This is a genomic window from Nonomuraea sp. B10E15, from assembly GCF_039871615.1.
Lineage (GTDB): Bacteria > Actinomycetota > Actinomycetes > Streptosporangiales > Streptosporangiaceae > Nonomuraea.
Window position 1 is genome coordinate 233,885 of record NZ_JBDPMB010000012.1, and the last position, 19,475, is coordinate 253,359.

Genomic DNA, 19,475 nt, shown 5'->3' on the forward strand with positions numbered 1-19,475 from the left:
TTGACGATGACGACGAGAAGCGCAGCCGCCCTCGCCAGCGGCACCGCGAACACGGTCAAGCTCTTCGTGGCCGCGCTCGCGTTCACCAGCGCCTACGTCGGCTTCTCCGCCTACCACAACGCCATCTCGGCCACCGAGCCCGTGACGACCATCACCCTGTCGGCCCGCGAGAGTCCCATCTCCGCTCCCACCAGGCGGACGGCCCCCGCCGCCAGGGCGGGTGAGGTCTCCGTCGGCGGTGGCGCCGGCTGCGCCGACCCGTACGTGGCCCGGAGCGTGGTCGTCAACCCCGACCCCGACCAGGCCGTGACGTACGGCTGGCGGCTCACCCGCTGGAGCCCCGCGAGCCGGGCCTGGCGCACCTACCTGGTGGACCACGGCGGCTTCGCCGCCGCCGCTAGCACCGTCGAGTGGCGGCCCCACGTCTCGGGCAACCCCGGGTGGTACCGCGTCGAGCTGGCCGTCGAGGGCGCCGAGACCATCAGGAGCGAGCGATTCCAGGTCAGCTGTTGACCGACTGCCGCGCCGCCTCCACCCAGCGCGGCACGCCGACCCGCCCGGCCACCTCGAGGGCCTTGTGATAGTGGTCGCGCGCGGCGTCGGGCTGCCCCAGGCGGATGGCGAGGTCGCCGAGCGTCAGAGCGACAGGCCACAGCGCCACCACGCCGGTGCCGGCGCCCGCCACCCGGTCGGCGAACGGCTTGAGCTTGTCGTAGCAGTCGACCATCCGCTCCCGGTCGTCCAGCAACATGCCGGCCAGCGCCCGCCAGGTCATCACCAGCTCGTAGAGGAAGTCGGGACGCACCGGCGGACGGGTGGCGGCCACGGCCCTGGCCTCGTCGAGACGGCCCGCCGAGGCGAGGGCGAGGGCGTAGGCGTCGAGCGTCCACTTGGCGCCCCGCAGGTGGGCCTCGGCGAGCTGGTCGACCATCCCGGCGGCCCGGCCGTCGACCAGGTGCAGGCAGAACGTCGTGATCAGCGGCAGGTCCTGGCGGCCCTCCAGCATGCCGGCCCGCTCCGTCATCCTGGCCGCGTCGCGGTAGGCCCGCCCGGCGCCGGCGTAGTCACCGGCGATCATGAGCCGCTGGCCGGCGTACCAGACGACGACCGCGGCCGGCGCCGACAGGTCGTACTGCTTGGCCAGGCGGTCGGCGGCGGCGGCGTGCTCGTCGGCGGTCGCGAACTCACCCCTGGCCGCCGCGCACTCCAGCAGCACCAGATGGGCCAGCGCCTGCGTGGCCATCTGGCCGGAGCGCTGGGCGACCTCCAGCAGCTCCCTGCCGATGCTCTCGCGCGTGTCGACCGCGGGGATGTCGTACGACTGGCGCAGCCGCCCGCTGAGCGCGGCCGCGATCAGCGCGGAGTCGCCGCTCTGCCTGGCCAGCTCCAGCGCCTCCAGCGACGCCTGCCGGCCTCGCTCGGGGGAGGAGGAGCCCTCCAGCTCCAGGGCGAGCGTGGTCAGCAGACTGGCCCGCAGCCGCTGCTCGCCCTCGGGCAGCTCCATGAGCGCCCGCTCGGTGACGTCGACGATCTCCCACGCGGTGCGGGTGAAGTCGCGGGCCATGCCCTTGTGCGGCACGGCCAGCGAGGCGGCCACCTTCGCGGTGATCTCGAGGTCGCCCAGCGGGAGCGCGGTGTCCATGGCCTGGCGGCGCAGCACCCTGGCCGCCGACATGTCGCCGCACAGCGCCAGGGCCCTGATCTGGCGCAGCATGAGCGCCAGCCGCTTCTTGGTGCGCTCCGGCGTCTGCGCGCCGCCCGGCTCGTCGTTGCGCGAACGGTCGAACGCGGCGATGGCCTGCTCCCACAGCGTGGCCGCCTCGCGGTGGGCGAAGCGCCGCTCGGCCTGCTCGGCCGCCAGCCCCGCGTAGTGGACGGCCTTCTCGGCCGCGTCGGCGAGGAAGTAGTGGTGGCCGAGCGCGGCCACGTCGGACGGAGTGCGCTCCTCGATGACGGCGGCCACGGCCGCGTGCAGCCGGGTGCGGCGCAGCCGGGACGCGTCGGAGTAGATCGTGTCGCGCACCAGGTCGTGGTCGAACCTGAGCAGCCCGGGCCCCGGCTCGGTCACCAGGCCCGCCAGCAGTGCCGCCTCGACGGCCTCGATGACGGCGTCCTCGTCGCCCGCCACGGCGATGAGCACGTCGAGGTCGACGTCGCGGCCGATCACGGCGGCCTGGAGCAGGATCTGCTGCGCGCCGGACGGCAGCCGTGAGATGCGCCGCCGCAGCACGTCGCGCACGCCGGAGGGCACCTGCGAGAGCACCTCGGTGGCGCTCGCCCGGTCGGCCGCGCCCTCGGAGTCGAGCAGGCGCACGGTCTCGCGGACGAAGAACGGGTTGCCGCCGGTGCGCTCGACGATCGACTCGACCGCGTCATCGTCGATCTCGCGCACGCAGGTGGCCTTGACCAGCTCGGCCACGGCCTTCGGGTCGAGCCCCGACAGGCCCACGCGGACCGGGCCGAGCCGGGCGAGGGCGGCCAGCACGTCGGACTGGCGGTCGTCGAGCTCGCTCTCCCTGCACGTCACCACGAGCAGCACCCGGCTGGTGGCCAGCAGGCTGGGCAGCGCCCGCAGCAGGGCCAGCGTCTGGTCGTCGGCCCAGTGGAGGTCTTCGAGCGTCAGCAGCACGGGCGACCTGCGCGCGACCCCCGCCAGGTAGCCGCCGACCGCGCGGTGCAGCCGGAAGCCGCCGGACACCTCGTCCTCGTCGGGGTCGGGGGCGGCGTCGTCGAGCAGCGGCGCGAGCAGCTGGGCGTATTCGCCGGCGCCGGTCACGCCGATGAGGGCGCGCAGGATCTCGACCCACGCCCAGCCGGGCGGGGTGGCGCTGGAGTCGGGGCAGGCCCCGGAGGCGGCGATCCAGCCGTCGCCGGCCAGCCGGGTCTCCACCTGGCGCAGCAGGGTGGTCTTGCCCGCGCCCGCGACCCCGGTCACGATCGCGACCTGGAACCTGCCGGTGCGGGAGGCCGCCGTGGTCAGCCTGGTCAGCTCGGCGTCGCGGCCGACGAACGGCTCGGGCTCCAGCGGCGGCGGGTCGACGGGCGTGGCCGGCCGGGGCGGCCAGGTGTCGGTGACCGGCGCTTGCCGCGCGGGCCGCGCCGGAGCGGCCAGCTCCAGCTCGGGCGACTGGGCCAGGATGTCGGACTCCAGCTTGCGCAGCGCCGGGCCCGGGTCGATGCCCAGCTCGTCGGCCAGGATGTTGCGCGCCCTGCGCAGCGCGGCCAGCGCGTCACCCTGCCGGCCGCAGCGGTAGAGGCCCAGTGCCAGCAGCCGCCAGCCCTCCTCGCGCAGCGGATGCTCCGTGGTCAGTGCCTCGAGGTCGGGCACGGTCTCGGCGTGCATGCCGAGCCGCAGGCCGGTGTCGGCGTGCCGCTCGCGCGCCACGAGGCGCAGCTCGGTCAGCCGGTTGACCTCGGCCTCCGCCCACGGCTGGTCGGCGAAGTCGGAGTAGGGGGTGCCGCGCCACAGGCCCAGCGCCTTTTCCAGGCGGCCGCGGGCGGCCTGCGGATCGCCCTCGTCGAGGTGCTCGCCGGCCGCGCGTACGAGCTGCTCGAACCTGAGCGCGTCGACCTGGTCGGAGGCCACGCGCAGCGCGTAGCCGGACGCGACCGTCACGAGCAGCCGGTTGGGGCCGCCGCGCGGGCGGCCGGGCTCCAGCACCCTGCGCAGGCGCGAGATGTAGACCTGCAGGCCCGACTGCGCGCCCTTGGCCGCATCGTCGTCCCACAAGTCGTAAAGAAGCGTGTCAACGGGCACGACCTGGCCTCTGGCCACGAGGAGCCGGGCGAGGACGGCCCGCTGCCGCAACCCGCCGAGGTCGAGCTCGTCGTCGTGTTCGTACGCCTCGACTGGCCCCAGAACTCGGAACGCCACCATGTCAGCCGCCACGCTATGCGGGCCTGCGAATCACGCACAAGGTCTTTGTTGGGTTTGGGATTGTCACCGATCTACCTCCGCTTGGAAACCGCGTCCCCCGATGCGGTGAGTCGTTGCAGGGTGCCAGGACATGGTGTTCACCTCGTGGTCGTGGTGCAGTGACCTGGAGCGCGTGCCGACCGGCCGCCGGGCGCGGCGGACGGCTCGATCCGGGTCGCGGAACGTCTTCGGCCGAGCGGGCCGGAGCGGTGGTCAAGAGGGGGCCTTCGAGATCGTGGACGGGGGCTCCGCCTCGGCGTCTCGGCCGTTTCGCCGGCGCAGGAGCGCCCATGCGCCCAGTGCCAGGCCGCCGAACGGGATCTCGATAGTGTAAGTCCAGAAGCCGAAAAGCAGTGCGGTCGCGATCGCGGGAGTGCCCGGCACCCCGAACGCGATCAGCAGGGCGGCCACGCCGCTCTCCATGATCCCCGCGCCGCTGGGCGTGATCAGGGCGCTGGTCAGGACCCTCGACAGCGCGAAAACGGCGATCGACTCGGCCAGGCCGGGCCAGGCGCCGGTGGCCTGCATGCAGGCGGCCATGATCGCCCACTGGAAGCCGAGGAAGAAGATCATGCCGAGCGACAGGCCGGGCCACCGGGTCCTGACGACGCCGGCGGTGTCGGCGCGCAGCCGGTGGAAGGCCGCGGAGGCGTGGAACTTCACCCGCAGCACCTTGGTGAGGCCGTCGAGCGCCCGGCCGAGCAGCGTGGCGGCGCGCTCCCAGTAGAGCGCCGCGGCCACGACCGCGCAGAGCACGAGGATGGAGATCGCGCCCGTCCAGCCCGCCTTGGCGACCGTCGCGTTGGGCGCCTCGTCCGCCATCAGCAGCGCGATGATCCCGACGGCCGGCAGGATGAACCTGAACAACGTGTTCCAGATGCCGCTGACCAGCGTCATGACCACGAACGAGCGGTTGGAGAAGCCCCATCCCTTCGTCATGGCGAACGACACCGCCACGCCGACCGCCCCGCCGAACGGCAGGAGGTTGCTCACCGCGCTGCCCGCGGCGTTGAGCGTGAGGCCCTGCAGGTTGTTCAGCCCCGGCAGGGAGTTGGTCAGCACGAACGTGTAGGCCACCAGGCTCAGCAGCCACAGCACGGCCATGATCGCGATCTCGCCCGCGCCGAGGGCGGCGAACAGGGCGCCGATCTCGGCCCAGGAGACCGGTTTGCCGGTGAGCGCGCGCACGATCTGAGGCAGGTAGACCACGAGCAGCACGGCCAGCCCGAGCGACAGGACGGACAGGGCGATCTGGAGCCACTTGTTCTTCATCGGGATCCAGTCTGACGGGTGACGCGGCGGCGCTCGTCGTTCGGGGGAACTTCGGGGAACTTCGGAGAACTGCGGGGGAACTCCGGCGGGGGACTAGGTCGGCCACCGGTCGAACGGATGGGTGAGGCGGGCGCCGGGAGGGAGGTCACGGCGAACGTACCACTCCGTGCCGAAGACCAGGCGGTAGAGAGGGCGGGGGACCTTCAGCATGACGGCGAGGGTGCGGTCGCTGTCGCCGCCGCTGGCCTGCGAGGCGTGCGCGGCCATGGACGCCCGCTTCTGTTTCGCATATTTCCGGACATTGACGCGGTGGGTGATCGTCTCGCTCGCCGAGTACGCGCTCTCGAACGTCCGCACGTCGAACTCCGGCGGGAACCGGTAGAAGCGGCTCGCCAGCCGCAGCAGCCTGACGAGCGGATCGCGGTTGACCGTCGCCTCCAGGACGATCGGCGTGCCCGCGATCTTCGACGCCCGCTTGCCCACCCGGTGCACCTGCACGTGGTCGGGATGGCCGTAGCCGCCCGCCGGGTCGTAGATCGCCAGCAGCTCGGCCTCCTCCTCCTGCAGGATCGCGGCCAGCGCCTTGGCCGCCGCCTCGGTGTCGGCGTCGATGAAGGCGTTGTCGGGTCGCTCGTCCGCGCTGCCGCCCTGAGGGCTCAGCCCCGAGTCGCCGTAACCCAGGCATTCCACGCGGGCGCAGCCGAGCAGCGCGGCCGACGCGTAGAGCTCCTTGAGCCTGGTCTCGCCGAGCGCCTCTCCCGGCTCCATCTCGGCCAGGCCGCGCTCGCCCGCCGTGGCCACCACGAGCACCACGCGGTGCCCCTCGGCCGCGAGCATCGCCATGGTGCCCGCCGTCAGCAGGGCCTCGTCATCGGGGTGGGCATGAAAGAACACAGCGGTACGTGGAGGCACACGCCCAGATTAGTCTGGGAGGGGTGCGGATCTTTCACGTGAGCGACTGTTACCTGCCGCGACTCGGGGGGATCGAGGTCCAGGTCGCCGATCTCGTGCGGATGCAGCGGGAGGCCGGACACGACGTCTCCGTGGCCACGGCGACCAGGGGCGAGCCGCTGCCGGGCGTGCACAGGATCGTCGCCAGGATGCCGTTCGACCTTCCCGTGCACCCGTTCGGAGTGGGGCATCTCACGCGCCGGCTCGCCTCGGTCCGGCCCGACGTGGTCCACGTGCACGCGGGGGCGGTCTCGCCGTTCGCCTGGATGGGCGCGCGGGCCGCGGTGCGTGCCGGGGTGCCGTGCGTGGTGACCGTGCACAGCATGTGGGATCCGGTCACGCGGGGCCTCTACCGGCTGCTGCGGCTCGCGTTCGGCTGGCAGCGGTGGCGGCTGGTGGCGACCACCGTCAGCAACGCCGCCGCGGCTCCCATCCGCGAGGTGGCGGGGCCCGGGGTGCCGGTGCGCGTCGTCGCCAACGGGCTCGACCTGTCGGGCTGGGCGCCGCCGCCAGGCCCGCCCGCCCCGCGCGAGGAGGTGCATGTCGTCGCGGTCGGGCGGCTGGCTCCGCGCAAGCACCCCGTACGCCTGCTGAAGCTGCTGCAGGCGGCCCGCGCGCGGGTCCCCTCCGAGATCCCCATGCGGGCCACGATCGTCGGCGACGGGCCCGCACGGGGCCAGATGGGACGATTCCTCGCCAAACACGGCATGACCGGCTGGGTCTCGCTGCCCGGGCGGCACACCCGTGAGCAGATCGCCAAGGTCCTGGAGACGGCCGACGTCTTCGTGGCTCCGGCGCCGCGCGAGTCGTTCGGCATCGCGGCGCTCGAGGCGCGGGCGGCGGGGCTGCCCGTGGTGGCCAGGGCGCAGAGCGGGGTCGCCGACTTCGTCAAGCACGGCACGGAGGGGCTGCTCGGGCGCACGCCGGGCGACCTGGCACGCGCGGTGGCGCGGTTGTGCGCCGACGAGAAGCTGCGCGAGTCCATCGCGGCGCACAACCGCGCCACGCCGCCCGCCGCGGGCTCGTGGCCGGCCGTGATCGAGGGCTTCGACCAGGCGTACGCGCAGGCGAGGTCCATGCGCCGCTCCCGCGAGCGGCCCGGTCAGGGGCCCGGTCAGCCGCGCCGCAGCACCACGTAGCCGTCGCGCTCGAACACCTTCACGTAACCCCGGGCCTCCAGCTCGCCGACCGCGGCGAGCTGCTGCTCGGGCGAGCCGAAGGGGAACTCCCAGCGGGAGGTGTCGGCCACCACCCACGGCGCGCCGTGCGGCGTGGCCCCCCACAGCAGGACGGTGGTCCTCGAGGTCAGCGCGGGGCCGACGGAGTTGGCGGCCTCGACGGTGACCCCCGAGGGCACCTTGGCGACGGCCTCGGCGGCGGCGGCCGCCTTGGGCTCGGTGTAGAAGCCCGGATGGTAGAGCTGGTCGAGGGCGAACCGGGGCACCAGGGTGAGCGCCACCGCACAGGCGCCCGCCGCCCAGGCCAGCTTGAGCGAGCGGTCGCCGGAGCGTCTGATCAGCCGTAACAGCCTCGACAGGCCGTCGACGCCCGCGCAGAGCAGGATCACCACGGTGAACGCGCTGTAGTGGAAGTCCGCCTGCCACCACTGGGGCCGGTCGGCCAGCATGCGGACGAGCACGTGCGGCAGCGCGACCAGCGACAGCGGGGAGAGCAGGCACAACAACAACGTCGGCCACACCATCAGGAGCAGGGTGTCGACCTTGGCCTCCTCGCTGAAGGCGAGCAGCACCGCGGCGAGCGGGTCACGCAGGATGCCGAGGAGGGCGCCGGGCAGGTCGTCCCCGAGATGCCCGTAGGCCCAGTAGTCCTTGGCGTCGCCGCCGAACACCGAGATCGTCAGCCCGCGCACGAGCAGCACGGCGCCGAGGCCGAGCAGCGCGCTCAGCACGCCGCGCCACCGGTCGCCGAGAGCGATCAGGCAGGCCCCCGCGCCGATCACCATGAGCCCCATGTCCTCCTTGACGAGGAGGAGGGCGGCCATCGCCAGGAACGCGGGCAGCATGCGTCCGGCGTGGTAACGCTCGATCATGATCGCTGTGAGCACGGGGACGAACATGGCCTCGTGCACGTCGAACGCGACCGCCTGCGCCACCGGCCACGACAGCGCGTACGCGACGCAGACCAGGTAGGCGGGCCAGGTGCCGAGGACGCGCCGGGTGAACAGCCAGACGAACGGGATCGCGGCGGCGAACAGCGCCGCCTGCGCGACGACCAGCGTCCCGGGGCCGTCGTGGATCCAGTAGAACGGCGCCAGCACCGCGTAGATGGGCGAGAAGTGGTCGGCGAGCTGGACGTAGTCCATGCCCCGGCCGCCGAACATGCCGCGCACCGGGATGTACGGAGGCCGCAGGCCCGCGTAGTTGCGCACCGCCTGGTCCACGATCACCAGGTCGAACGTGGTGGCCCTGAAGGTGGCGAGCTTGACCAGGCCGAGCACGGCGTAGGCCACCCCGGCGACGAGCGCGACGGCGCCCACCCGCACGCGGTGGCCCGGTAGCCGGCTCTTCCATGACGGGACGTCGCCGCCGCCGGCCCCCACCGGCGTCTCGAGCGTCTGTCCCGTCACGGGGAGCAAGACTAGAACGGATCAGCCCGAACCCGGACACGGCCGCCGCCCCTTACCGCCCCCCACGGGCGGAGCGGCGACCGTGCGCCCGGCTAGGAGCAGGCGGCCGTGATCTTGCTGGTGAAGCCGTTCACCTTGCCGCTGAACTCGGAGACCGAGCTCAGGTCGCCGCCCTTCATGGAGTCGAACCCGGCCGCGAGGTCGTTGAGCGCGGCGGCGACCTCACCGTCGTACTTGCCCGCGAGCTCCTTGGTCTTGTCGGCCGCGGTCTGCGACGCGGTGCCGATCGCGTCGGTGTCGGCGGCGTTCTTCGTGACCGCGGTGCTCCACTCACTGGCGATCTTGCTGGCCTCGCCGGCCGCGGTGTTGCAGTCTACGGCGTTGCCCAGGGCACCACAGGCGGTGGTGAGGACGGCAAGAGTAAGCGTCGCGGCCGCGACGGCCAGACGACGGCGTGGGGGAGTCATTTCCGTGCCCTTCGTAGGTTTGCTAACGAAGGGAACATTATGGGGCACGACTTGACCGCCACTTGCACCCCACTAACACCACGGGCGTCAGACAGGCGTAAAGCCGTGCAGCAGGACCTGCACGATCTGCTCCGGCTCGGGTAGGGGAAGATCCAGGAGCCCCCGGTAAGCGACGAAACCGGCGAACATATCGGTAAGCATCCAGAGGTCGGCGTTCGGCGGCAGCTCGCCGCGTTCGATCGCGCGCTCGTACACGATCCACGAGCGCTCCATCCTGGCGCGCATCCCGGTACGGATGATCTCGGCGACCGCCGGGTCCCGGCCCGCCTCGCCGAAGACCTGCCTGGCCAGGCGCGCGACGTCGGGATGGTGCCAGAGGGCGAGGGTGTCGGAGACCACCACGCGCAGGTCGCCCTCGAACGAGCCGGTGTCGGGGATGGCGACGTGCGCGTTCATGAGGCCGGTGATGGCTTCGAGCACCATGTCGCGCTTGCTGGCGTAGCGGCGGAACACGCTGGCCCGGCCCACGCCCGCCGCCGCCGCGACGTCGTCCACGGTGAAGTCGAGGCCTTGGGAGAGCACCAGCCCGGCCACGGCCTGCCTGATGCGGTGATCGACCGTGGGATCGGGCTTGCGTCCACGCGCAGACATAATGATACTCCCAATATCAGATATCAACGGTCTCACAATTAGGGGTTGCTATGAGGGTAATCGTGGTCGGAGCGGGCGTCGCGGGGCTCGCCGTGGCGCGCGGCCTGCTCAACGCCGGTCACGAGGTCGAGATCTACGAGGAGGCCCCCGAGCTGCGTACGGCCGGCGGTTCGGTCACGCTCTGGCCGGCCGCCACGGCCATCCTCCGCGAGCTCAAGGCCGACTACTCCGGGACCGGGCGGCGCCTGGAGACCATGGAGTCCTGGGCCGTCGACGGGCGCAGGCTGTTCACCGTCGACCTGACCGAGGCCGAACGCCGCTACGGCCACCCGAGCGTGCACGTGGCCCGCCGCGACCTGGTCGAGCTGCTCGCCGACGGCATGCCGGTGACCTACGGGGTGGGCGCCGAGCACGTGGTGCCCGAGCGGGCCGAGGTGCGCCTGTCCGACGGCCGTACGGTCCGCGGCGACGTGCTCGTGGGGGCCGACGGGCGGCGCTCGGCGGTGCGCGAGGCCCTGTGGGGCGGCGACCGCGCGAAGCTGAGCGGCTGGGTGACCTGGCAGGGGTTCACCACCAGGCCCACGACGCTCACCGAGCAGGCCAGGGCCGTGATGATCGCCGGCGCGCGGGGGTTGTGCGGGCTGATCCCGGCGGGCGGGGGCCGGCTGTTGTGGTGGTTCGACGTCAAGGCCGCGCCGGGCGGGCCCTTCTGGGACGGCGATCCCGACGTGGCCGAGCGACTGCGGGAGCGGTTCCGCGGATGGGCGGAGCCGGTGCCCGACATTCTGGAGACGATCACCGAGATCGACTTCTTCCCCCATCACAAGCAGCCGTTCGCCGCGGCCTGGGGCAAGGGGCCGACCACGCTGGCCGGCGACTCCGCCCACACCATGCCGCCCACCATGGCCCAGGGCGCCAACCAGGCGCTGGAGGACGCCTGGCTGCTGAGTACGGCGATCGGCGGCCTGGGGTCCGGGCCCGGTCGCGACGAACTGGCCGGCGCGCTGCGCGCGTACGAGCGGGCGAGGTCGAAGGTCGTACGCCTGCCCGCCCGGCTGGCCGCCACCGCGATCACCGACAGGCAGGGCTCGTTCGCCGGATTGTTCCCCGACCGGTTCGCGACCTGGCTGTATGTCAAGTGGTTGCGGAGAGTCAGCACATACCTCTTGACAGCGTCCTGAGCGCGACCTGACGATGTCGCATATAGAGCAACTCGGTGCGTAATACGCAACAAGAGGTGACGGTTGACGACGACGTCAAGCTTGATCGCGACCCTTCAGGGGAGCTCCTACACGGACCCTGAGGTGTTCGCGCACGAGCAGGCAAGGATCTTCGAGAACCTCTGGTTCTGCGCCGTCAGGGCAGGGGATCTGCCCAAGCCGGGCGCGTTCAGGACGGTCCAGGTCGGCAGGGAGAACGTGATCGTGGTCCGCGGCCGGGACGACCGGCTGCGCGCCTTCCTCAACGTCTGCAGGCACCGCGGCGCCCGGCTGTGCGTGGAGGAGCAGGGCGAGGTGCGCCGGACGATCAGGTGCGCCTACCATGCCTGGTCCTACGACCTCGACGGCCGGCTCGCCGCCGCGCCCAACCTGGTGAAGATGCCCGACATCGACCGCGTGGCGTACGGGCTGGTGCCCGTGCACCTGCGGGAATGGCTGGGGTACGCGTGGGTGTGCCTGGCCGCCGAGCCGCCCTCGTTCGAGGAGACGGTGCTCAACGCCGCCACCGAACGGCTCGGCGACCCGGCCGCCATCGACCGCTACCACGTCGAGGATCTCGCGCTCGGCCGCAGGATCCGCTACGACGTCAAGGCCAACTGGAAGCTCATCGTCGAGAACTTCATGGAGTGCTACCACTGCGCCACCATCCATCCCGAGTTGACGGCCGTGCTGCCGGAGTTCGCCGGCGGCTACGCGGCCCAGTACTACGTGGGCCACGGCGCCGAGTTCGCCGCCAGGGCCGAGGGCTTCACCGTGGACGGCGGCCCCGGCTTCGGCCGGCTGCCCGAGTTGTCACACGAACAGGACCGGCGCTACTACGCGATCACCGTCAGGCCGCAGGTGTTCGTCAACCTCGTGCCCGACCACGTGATCATGCACCGCATGTACCCGATGGCCGCCGACAGGACGGTCGTCGAGTGCGACTGGCTCTACCATCCCGACGTGATCGCCTCGGGGGCGGACCTGTCGACGTCCGTCGAGTTGTTCCACCGGGTCAACGAGCAGGACTTCGACGCCTGCGAGCGGACCCAGCCCGGCATGTCGTCAAGGGCGTACGTGGAGGGCGGGGTGCTCGTGCCGAGCGAGCACCACATCGCCCTCTTCCATCAGTGGGTGAACCAGCGCTTGCGGGGATAGCGCACGGTGAGCCCTCCGTACTTCGCCCTGCCGCTGATCACCACCTGGAGGGCGCCGGGGCGAGGCCGGCTCGGGACGTGGCTCGTCGAGGTGTTGCCCCAGTCGCTCTGGAAGGCGTCCACGTTCACCACCGCGCCCTCGGGCAGGATGATCTTGGCGGAGCCGTACGTGAGGTCGAGCTCGACGTCGACGACCGAGTGCGTGATGACGGCCTGGGAGAGGTCGAGCTCGGCGCTGCCGTACTTGGAGGACACCCGCAGCCGCCGGGGGACGGCCCAGTCGCCCGAGCGCTTGAGATGGCCGTGCTTCGCCTCCAGCTCGACCACGTCGTTGACCTGGGGCTGGTCGACGGGGAGATCGTTGATCAGACTCAGCAGGTCGCCGTAGGTCTTCGCACTCAGGGCGACCTCGAGCCGGTCTTCGAGCTCCATCTGGGTGAGACGACCCTCGGTGAACGCCCGTTGAAGCTGCTGGGCGGTGCGTTCCCGATCTTCGTCGGAGACCCGCATCTGCATTTCCGACATGTCATGAGCATAGGTTCGCAACGCTCAGAACGGGAGACGTCGGCCGGAAGGGGTGCGCAAATCGAGGGGCGGCGTCGGGCGCACAGGCCGGGGGCGGTGGCTGACCTGTATTCTCTTCACATCTATTGGGTACCCGGCGGATCGCCGTGAAGTCGCGATCCTTGGGTAGCGTGAAGGCTGATGTTGGCAGAACCGTTCTCGCATCCGGCTCTCCTCTACCGAGGCGAGCCGGAATACGTTGCTGCCACGACCGCCTTCGTCCGCGAGGGCCTGGCGGCCGGCGATCCCGTCGCCGTAGCCGTCCCCGCCCGCAATCTCTCGCTCATCGAGGCCGCGCTGGGGCCGGAGGCCAGGGCGGTCAGCCTGATCGACATGGGCGAGGAGGGGCGCAACCCCGGCCGCATCATCCCCGCCGTGCTGCGCGACTTCGCCGACCGGCACGCCGGCGACCACGTGCGCATCATCGGCGAGCCCGTCTGGCCGGGCCGCACCACGACCGAATATCCCGCGTGCGCCCAGCACGAGGCGCTGATCAACCTGTCGTTCGCGGGCCGGCACGTCACGATCCTGTGCCCCTACGACGTCGCAGCCCTGGCCCCGGCGGTGATCGAGGAGGCGGCGCGCACCCATCCCGTGCTGCGCGACGCCTCCGGCGAGCGGCGCAGCCCCGCCTACGCGCCCGAGCTGGTGATCGACGCGCACAACCGGCCGCTGGACGAGCCCCCGCCGAAGTGCCCCACGCTGCGGTTCGACAGCGGCAACCTGTCGGCGGCGCGGGCGCTGGCCGCGCGCGAGGCCGCCACGCTGGGCTTCGACGGCGACCGGCTCGACGACGTGCGGCTGGTCGTGGCCGAGCTGGGCGCCAACAGCCTCGACCACGGCGGCGGCGACGGCACGATCAAGGTGTGGTTCGCGGACGGGCGGCTGGTGTGCGAGGTCAGCGACGCCGGCCACATCACCGACCCGCTGGCCGGGCGCAGCCCGGTCGACCCGCGCCAGGCGGGCTCGCGCGGGCTGCTCATCGTCAACCTGCTCAGCGACCTCGTACGCGTGCACTCGACGCCGGAGGGCACCACCACCCGGGCCTATTTCGACGCCCCCCGCCACCGCTGAGCGGCGGCGTCAGAGCTCGACCTCCGCCATGCTGGGATAGCGCGTGCCGCGCACCGCGCCGGCGGGCACGGCCGCGGCCAGCGCGCCGAGCTGCTCGGGCGTCAGCCTGATGTCCGCGGCGGCGGCGTTCTCCTCCAGATAGCGCAGCCGCTTCGTGCCCGGGATCGGCACGACGTCCTCCCCCTGGGCGAGCACCCAGGCCAGCGCGAGCTGCGCCGCGGTGACGCCGGCCGCGTCGGCGATCTTCTTCACCTCGGCCACCAGCGCCTGGTTGTGCCGGGCGTTGTCGCCCACGTTGCGCGGCATGTGCTTGCGGAAGTCGTCGTCGGGCAGCTCGTCGGCCGGCGGCAGCGTGCCGGTCAGGAAGCCGCGGCTGATCGGCGAGTAGGCCACCAGCGCGACGCCGAGCTCGCGGGCCGCCGGCCGGATCTCCTCCTCGATGCCCCTGGTGAACAGGGAGTATTCGCTCTGCAGCGCGGCGATCGTATGCACGGCGCAGGCCTCGCGCAGCGTGCGCGCGCTCACTTCCGACAGCCCGAGATGGCGCACCTTGCCCTGGTCGACCAGCTCCGCCATGGCGCCCACCGACTCCTCGACCGGGACGGCCGGGTTGCGGCGGTGCATGTAGTAGAGGTCGATGTGGTCGACGCCGAGCCGCTTGAGCGAGGCGTCGCAGGCGGCCCTGATGTACCCGGGGCTGTTCTCGACCGAGCGGCTGTCCCCTTCACGCTTGACGCCGAACTTGGTGGCCAGCACCACCTCGCCGCGGCGGCCCTTGATGGCGCGGCCGACGAGCTCCTCGTTGGCCCCTTTGCCGTACATATCGGCGGTGTCCAGAAAGTTCATGCCGAGGTCGAGTGCGCGGTTGATGACGGCGATCGACTCGCCCTCGTCGCCCCGGCCGTAGAATTCGGACATCCCCATGCAGCCGAGCCCGAGCGCGGAGACCTCGGGTCCGCCGTTTCCGAGCGTGCGCCTCTTCATCACTGCCTCCTTGGTCCTCCCTCCAGGGTCACCTCTGGAGCGCACTCCAGGTCAAATCGGGCTGCGGCCGGCTCCACCCACCCTGAGGGGGCAAGCCCTACCCAGGGTCATGTCCAGGCAGGTCACCGGTGTCGGCCAGGGTCTGCCGCGACCAAGGTATTAGGGGATCCTTCAGGGCCGGTTCGGGCCCATCTCCGATGGTCGCAAAGCTCGCGTTCCACGAGCTTGGAGGCATGAAGGGATTGCTTGCCACGGGATTCGCAGCCATCGGCACCGGGAGCGGCGCCATGCTCGCCCTGCACGCGGGATCCGACCTGGACCCGCTGCACAGCGTGATCAGCGAGTACGCGTGGCAGTCCGCCGGATGGCTGCTGCCCGCCTCGCTGACGTTGTTCGCGGCAGGCTCCGCGCTGATCGCCGAGGCACTGCGCCGGTCCGGGACGAACCTCTGGGTCGTCGCGCTGCTCCTGGTATGGGGGACGAGCATGTTCCTGGTCGGCGCCTTCCCCACGGACCGGCCTGGAGTACCGCTCTCCCTGTCGGGAGGCATCCACCGTTATGCCGCCTTCGCCGCCTTCCTGGTGATGCCCGCGGCAGGATTGTTGCTGGCCCGGGCGAACGTGCGGTTCGCCAGAGCGGTGCGGGTCCTCAGCGGGGTGGCGCTGGGGGCGCTGCTGCTGGTCGTGATCCCGTACGTGGTCCGCATGCTCGGCGTCCCGCTGACCAACGAGGACATCCCGGCCGGCCTGACCCAGCGGGTCGTGGTCATCACGGAGCTGGGCGTGCTGGCGCTGGCCGGCCTGTCGATGCTCAAGCCCTCGGCCCGGCGCTCCGGCGTCTCGCCGATCATGGCCTAGCCCCAGGAGTGAAAGCAGCCTCCCGGGAAAGGGGAGAGTTCCGCATTCACCTGAGGAGTGGCTGTAATGACGATTCTGATCGCGTACGACGGTTCCGACGACGCCAAGGCCGCGATCGCGTTCGCGGCCGAGATGTTCCGCGGCGCGGACGCGGTCGTGCTGACGGTGTGGGAGCGGCTGGCGATGACCTCGGCCAGGGCCTCCGCCGGGCTGATGATGGCCATGGACCAGTCCGCCCTCGAGGACGAGGCGATCGCCAAGGCGATGCGCGAGCTGGCGGGGCGCGGCGCGGACCTGGCGAAGGAGGGCGGGCTGAACGCCGTCCCCCGGTGCGACGTGGACAGCGTGGCCGTCTGGTCGACGATCGTGGACGTCGCCGGCGAGATCGACGCCAAGCTCATCGTGACCGGCACGCGCGGGCTCGGCGGGGTGCGCTCGCTGCTGCTCGGCAGCACGTCGGACCGGGTGCTGCACCACGCGGGCAGGCCGGTGCTGGTGGTGCCCGCCCCGGAGCGGAAGGACTGAGCGTTCACGTGTTCGCGTACGATGAGGGCACCGTGACGTCGATGGCCCGGGCGTGCCGCTGAAAGCGCCCCGCACATGCACACCACTGAGAGGACCACCCTCCCGCGCGCATGAGCGGGATCCGGGTGCGCACCAGGAAAGATCTCCGGTCCCAGCGACGGCGGCGACCGCCCCGCTGCCTGGGTCACCTCACCGTCGCGCCGCTCTGGCCGATGCACAACGCCAACCTCGGCACCCTCCTGCGCACGTGTGACGCGGTCGGCGCGTGCCTGGCCGTGCCGCGCCTGCCGTGGGTGCCCGAGGCGCTGGCCAAGGGCAACACCCTGCGCAAGGGAGCCTGCGTGCACTGGGTGCGCCCGCTGGACTGGCTGGCCCGCAGGGAGGAGCGGGTGCTCGGCGTCGAGCTGGCCGAGGAGGCCATCCGGCTGGCCGACCTGCCGATGGCCAGGGAGCCCACCGTGGTCGTGCTGGGCCACGAGTCCACCGGCATTCCCGGCGAGGCGCTCGACCTGCTCGACGCCGTGGTCGAGATCCCCATGATCGGCACGGGCGCGAGCCTCAACGTGGCGGTGGCCGGGTCGCTCGTGCTGTACAAACTGGCCGGATTCTCCTGAGCTCGCCCTGTAGCATGGGGATCATGACGACGTGCCTGGTGATGATGAGCCCCTAGGGGCTGCTCATCGGCGACGTCTTGTTGAGGCCCTGCGAGCGGGGCCTCTCGTCGTGTCCGGGGCCCCTTGGAGGCATCCGATGTACCTCACGACGACCATCCCCTACGTCAACGCCCGCCCGCATCTCGGGCACGCCCTGGAGCTGGTCCAGGCCGACGTGCTGGCCCGGCACCACCGGCGGCGGGGCGAGCCCGTGCGGTTCCAGACCGGCACCGACGACAACTCCTTGAAGAACGTGCTGGCCGCCGAGGCGGAGGGCGTGCCGGTGCGGGAGCTGGTGGACAGGAACGCCGCCGCGTTCGAGGCGCTGCGGGGGCCGCTGGACCTGTCCTTCGACGCGTTCATCAGGACGAGCAGCCATCCGGGGCACCGTGCCGGCGTCGAGCGGATCTGGGAGGCCACCCGGCACGACCTCTACCAGCGGCACTACGAGGGGCTCTACTGCGTGGGCTGCGAGCAGTTCTACCCGGAAGGGCCCTGTCCCGATGGCCACGAGGCCCCGCTGCAGGTCGTCTCCGAGCAGAACTGGTTCTTCCGGCTCTCCCGCTATCAGGACATCCTGCTCGACCTCGTCCGCGGCGGGCGGCTCAGGATCGAGCCGGCGGCCCGGCGCAACGAGGTGCTGGCGTTCATCGAGGCGGGGCTGGACGACATCAGCGTCTCGCGGTCCGCCGCCCGCGCCCGGGGGTGGGGCATCCCGGTTCCCGGCGATCCCGGCCAGGTCGTCTACGTGTGGTGGGACGCCCTCGCCAACTACGTCACCGCGCTCGAAGGCGGCGACTACGACCGCTGGTGGGTGGCCGAGCCGCGCAAGGTGCACCTCATGGGCAAGGGCGTGATCCGCTTCCACGCCGTCTACTGGCCCGCCATGTTGTTGTCCGCGGGAAGGCCGCTGCCCACGGAGATCTTCGTGCACGACTACCTCACGGCGGACGGCCGCAAGATCAGCAAGTCGTCCGGTGGCGCCGCCGACCCGGTGGCGCTGGTGGACGCGTACGGGGTCGACGCCGTGCGGTGGTGGCTGCTGCGCGAGGTGCCGCGCGTGGGCGACGCCGACTTCACCGAAGGACGGCTGGCCGCCCGCGCCGACGAGGACCTCGCCAACGGGCTGGGCAACCTGGTCAACCGGGTCGTCACCATGGTGCACCGGTTCCTGGACGGCCGGGTCCCAGTGGAGGCACGGGAAGAAGTGCCGTTCGACGTGGCTGACGCGGTGCACGAGGCTCTGGAGGCCTTCGACTTCCGTCGGGCGGCGAGCGCCGTGCAGGCGCTGGTCGAGCAGGCCAACCGGTACGTCGAGCGGACCCGGCCCTGGGCGCGGTCGCGGGCAGGCCAGGAGGTGGCCCTGGCCACGCTGGTGCACGCGTGCCGGACGCTGGCCGTACAGCTGGAGCCGTTCCTGCCCACGGCGGCGGCGCGCGTGGCCGCGGCCGTGACTTCCGCGGGTGACGGGCGGCTGCCCCGGCCGGAGCCGTTGTTCCGGCGGCTGGCCGTGCCGACCGCCGGGCCACGTGACGCCCCGCGAGCCGGTGTTGACGGCGGGCGGTCGCCAGCCTAGGTTGGCGCGCACCAGACCCGCCGGTATGGAGGCGCCGCATGCCCACCGTCGACACCCTGCGCGGTCCCGTGGACGTTGACGATCTCGGGCAGACCCTCATGCACGAGCACATCTTCGTCGTGGCCGCCGAACACCTGGACAACTACGGCAGGGGCGCGTGGTGGGACGAGGAGTTCCGGGTGGCGGACGCGGTCGGGAAGCTCAACGCGGTGGCGGCGAAGGGCGTGCGGACGCTGGTCGACCCGACGGTGTGGGGGCTGGGCCGCTACATCCCGCGCGTCCAGCGGGTCGCCGAGCAGGTGCCGGGCCTGAACATCATCGTCGCCACCGGCCTCTACTCCTTCGAGGAGCTGCCGCACCAGTACGAGCACCGGGGCCCGGGCCTGTTCCTCGACGGGCCCGACCCGATGGTCGACGACTTCGTCCGCGACCTCACCGACGGCATCGCCGACACCGGGGTCAGGGCGGCGTTCCTGAAGTGCGTCGTCGAGGCCAAGGGCCTGACGCCCGGCGTCGAGCGCATCTGCCGGGCGGTCGCGCGGGCGCACGCGCGCACCGGCGCGCCGATCACCGTCCACACCAACGCGTTCACCCGGAGCGGACTTCTCGCGCTCGACCTGTTCGCCGAGGAGGGAACCGACCTGGAGAAGGTGATCGTCGGGCACGCGGGAGACAGCAACGACCTCGACTACCTCATGCGCATGGCCGACACCGGCGCGACCCTCGGAATGGACCGCTTCGGGTTGGACGTCTACAACTCGACCGCGCAGCGGGTGGCCACGATCGCGGAGCTCTGTCAGCGCGGATACGCCGACCGTATGGTCCTCAGTCATGACACCGCCTGTTTCATGGACTACTTCGGCGGTGCCTGGGATGACGCCCGCGCCACGCTCGCGCCCAACTGGCGCTACGATCACATTCACGACGACGTGTTGGCCGCACTGCTCGACTCGGGTGTGACCGATGGCCAGATTGAGCAGATGCTGGTGTTCAACCCGAAGCGCTACTTCTCGTAGAGTGGTTGGATCGGGCAAGCAACGCA

The 19,475-nt window shown here is 71.7% G+C and carries 18 protein-coding genes; 10 read left to right on the forward strand and 8 right to left on the reverse strand.

Features of this window, described 5'->3' with window-relative positions; genetic code table 11:
• Positions 1 to 6 precede the first annotated feature (6 nt).
• The gene (locus ABGB14_RS30100; protein WP_347647197.1) at positions 7 to 513 is read left to right on the forward strand and encodes a hypothetical protein; all 507 of its coding nucleotides are present in this window, start codon (positions 7 to 9) and stop codon (positions 511 to 513) included.
• Here ABGB14_RS30100 and ABGB14_RS30105 read toward each other — a convergent pair.
• The 3 genes from ABGB14_RS30105 to ABGB14_RS30115 form a co-directional block, all read right to left on the reverse strand.
• Positions 503 to 3,877 carry a BTAD domain-containing putative transcriptional regulator gene (locus ABGB14_RS30105; protein ID WP_347647198.1) on the reverse strand — a complete coding sequence of 1,125 codons (3,375 nt, stop codon included), beginning with the start codon at positions 3,875 to 3,877 and terminating at the stop codon, positions 503 to 505. The genes ABGB14_RS30100 and ABGB14_RS30105 overlap by 11 nt on opposite strands.
• A 252-nt stretch (positions 3,878 to 4,129) precedes the next feature.
• Positions 4,130 to 5,188, reverse strand: coding sequence for a lysylphosphatidylglycerol synthase domain-containing protein (locus tag ABGB14_RS30110; RefSeq protein WP_347647199.1), 1,059 nt, complete (start codon positions 5,186 to 5,188; stop codon positions 4,130 to 4,132).
• Between the two features lie 93 nt (positions 5,189 to 5,281).
• Positions 5,282 to 6,100, reverse strand: a complete 819-nt coding sequence (locus ABGB14_RS30115) for a PIG-L family deacetylase (protein WP_347647200.1) — start codon at positions 6,098 to 6,100, stop codon at positions 5,282 to 5,284.
• A 23-nt stretch (positions 6,101 to 6,123) separates the two neighbouring features.
• Here ABGB14_RS30115 and ABGB14_RS30120 point away from each other — a divergent pair, with 23 nt between their 5' ends.
• Positions 6,124 to 7,278, forward strand: coding sequence for a glycosyltransferase family 4 protein (locus ABGB14_RS30120; protein WP_347647201.1), 1,155 nt, complete (start codon positions 6,124 to 6,126; stop codon positions 7,276 to 7,278).
• Here the strand turns inward: ABGB14_RS30120 and ABGB14_RS30125 are convergent.
• The 3 genes from ABGB14_RS30125 to ABGB14_RS30135 form a co-directional block, all read right to left on the reverse strand.
• On the reverse strand, positions 7,254 to 8,726 hold the full coding sequence (locus tag ABGB14_RS30125; protein ID WP_347647202.1) for a DUF2079 domain-containing protein: 1,473 nt from the start codon (positions 8,724 to 8,726) through the stop codon (positions 7,254 to 7,256). The genes ABGB14_RS30120 and ABGB14_RS30125 overlap by 25 nt on opposite strands.
• 92 nt (positions 8,727 to 8,818) lie before the next feature.
• Positions 8,819 to 9,193: a hypothetical protein gene (locus tag ABGB14_RS30130; protein WP_347647203.1), complete on the reverse strand. Its 375-nt coding sequence runs from the start codon at positions 9,191 to 9,193 to the stop codon at positions 8,819 to 8,821.
• Between the two features lie 87 nt (positions 9,194 to 9,280).
• A complete protein-coding gene (locus ABGB14_RS30135) occupies positions 9,281 to 9,844 on the reverse strand; it encodes a TetR-like C-terminal domain-containing protein (RefSeq protein WP_347647204.1) in 564 nt (187 codons plus the stop codon).
• Between the two features lie 50 nt (positions 9,845 to 9,894).
• Between ABGB14_RS30135 and ABGB14_RS30140 the strand changes: the two genes are divergently transcribed.
• Both ABGB14_RS30140 and ABGB14_RS30145 read left to right on the forward strand, forming a co-directional pair.
• Positions 9,895 to 11,025 carry an NAD(P)/FAD-dependent oxidoreductase gene (locus ABGB14_RS30140; protein WP_347647205.1) on the forward strand — a complete coding sequence of 377 codons (1,131 nt, stop codon included), beginning with the start codon at positions 9,895 to 9,897 and terminating at the stop codon, positions 11,023 to 11,025.
• Positions 11,026 to 11,106: 81 nt separating this feature from the next.
• Positions 11,107 to 12,201, forward strand: a complete 1,095-nt coding sequence (locus tag ABGB14_RS30145; RefSeq protein WP_347647206.1) for an aromatic ring-hydroxylating dioxygenase subunit alpha — start codon at positions 11,107 to 11,109, stop codon at positions 12,199 to 12,201.
• On the opposite strand, the gene ABGB14_RS30150 is transcribed toward ABGB14_RS30145, so the two are convergent.
• A complete protein-coding gene (locus ABGB14_RS30150; RefSeq protein ID WP_347647207.1) occupies positions 12,171 to 12,725 on the reverse strand; it encodes a DUF1707 domain-containing protein in 555 nt (184 codons plus the stop codon). The two genes, ABGB14_RS30145 and ABGB14_RS30150, sit on opposite strands and share 31 nt — an antisense overlap.
• Before the next feature lie 180 nt (positions 12,726 to 12,905).
• Here ABGB14_RS30150 and ABGB14_RS30155 point away from each other — a divergent pair, with 180 nt between their 5' ends.
• Positions 12,906 to 13,838 (forward strand): anti-sigma factor RsbA family regulatory protein, encoded by a 933-nt coding sequence (locus ABGB14_RS30155; protein ID WP_347647208.1) that lies wholly within the window; start codon positions 12,906 to 12,908, stop codon positions 13,836 to 13,838.
• Positions 13,839 to 13,847: 9 nt separating this feature from the next.
• Here ABGB14_RS30155 and ABGB14_RS30160 read toward each other — a convergent pair whose 3' ends face one another.
• On the reverse strand, positions 13,848 to 14,822 hold the full coding sequence (locus ABGB14_RS30160; RefSeq protein ID WP_347647209.1) for an aldo/keto reductase: 975 nt from the start codon (positions 14,820 to 14,822) through the stop codon (positions 13,848 to 13,850).
• 233 nt (positions 14,823 to 15,055) lie between these two features.
• On the opposite strand from ABGB14_RS30160, the gene ABGB14_RS30165 reads away from it, so the two are divergent.
• The 5 genes from ABGB14_RS30165 to ABGB14_RS30185 all read left to right on the forward strand — a co-directional run bounded on the left by ABGB14_RS30165 (position 15,056) and on the right by ABGB14_RS30185 (position 19,449).
• Positions 15,056 to 15,679, forward strand: coding sequence for a DUF998 domain-containing protein (locus tag ABGB14_RS30165; RefSeq protein ID WP_347647210.1), 624 nt, complete (start codon positions 15,056 to 15,058; stop codon positions 15,677 to 15,679).
• A gap of 66 nt (positions 15,680 to 15,745) precedes the next feature.
• Positions 15,746 to 16,204, forward strand: coding sequence for a universal stress protein (locus tag ABGB14_RS30170; RefSeq protein ID WP_347647211.1), 459 nt, complete (start codon positions 15,746 to 15,748; stop codon positions 16,202 to 16,204).
• A 110-nt stretch (positions 16,205 to 16,314) separates the two neighbouring features.
• A complete protein-coding gene (locus ABGB14_RS30175; RefSeq protein ID WP_132505553.1) occupies positions 16,315 to 16,818 on the forward strand; it encodes a TrmH family RNA methyltransferase in 504 nt (167 codons plus the stop codon).
• A gap of 136 nt (positions 16,819 to 16,954) precedes the next feature.
• On the forward strand, positions 16,955 to 18,433 hold the full coding sequence (gene metG, locus ABGB14_RS30180; protein ID WP_347647212.1) for a methionine--tRNA ligase: 1,479 nt from the start codon (positions 16,955 to 16,957) through the stop codon (positions 18,431 to 18,433).
• Between the two features lie 38 nt (positions 18,434 to 18,471).
• On the forward strand, positions 18,472 to 19,449 hold the full coding sequence (locus ABGB14_RS30185; RefSeq protein ID WP_347647213.1) for a phosphotriesterase-related protein: 978 nt from the start codon (positions 18,472 to 18,474) through the stop codon (positions 19,447 to 19,449).
• Positions 19,450 to 19,475: the final 26 nt, after the last annotated feature.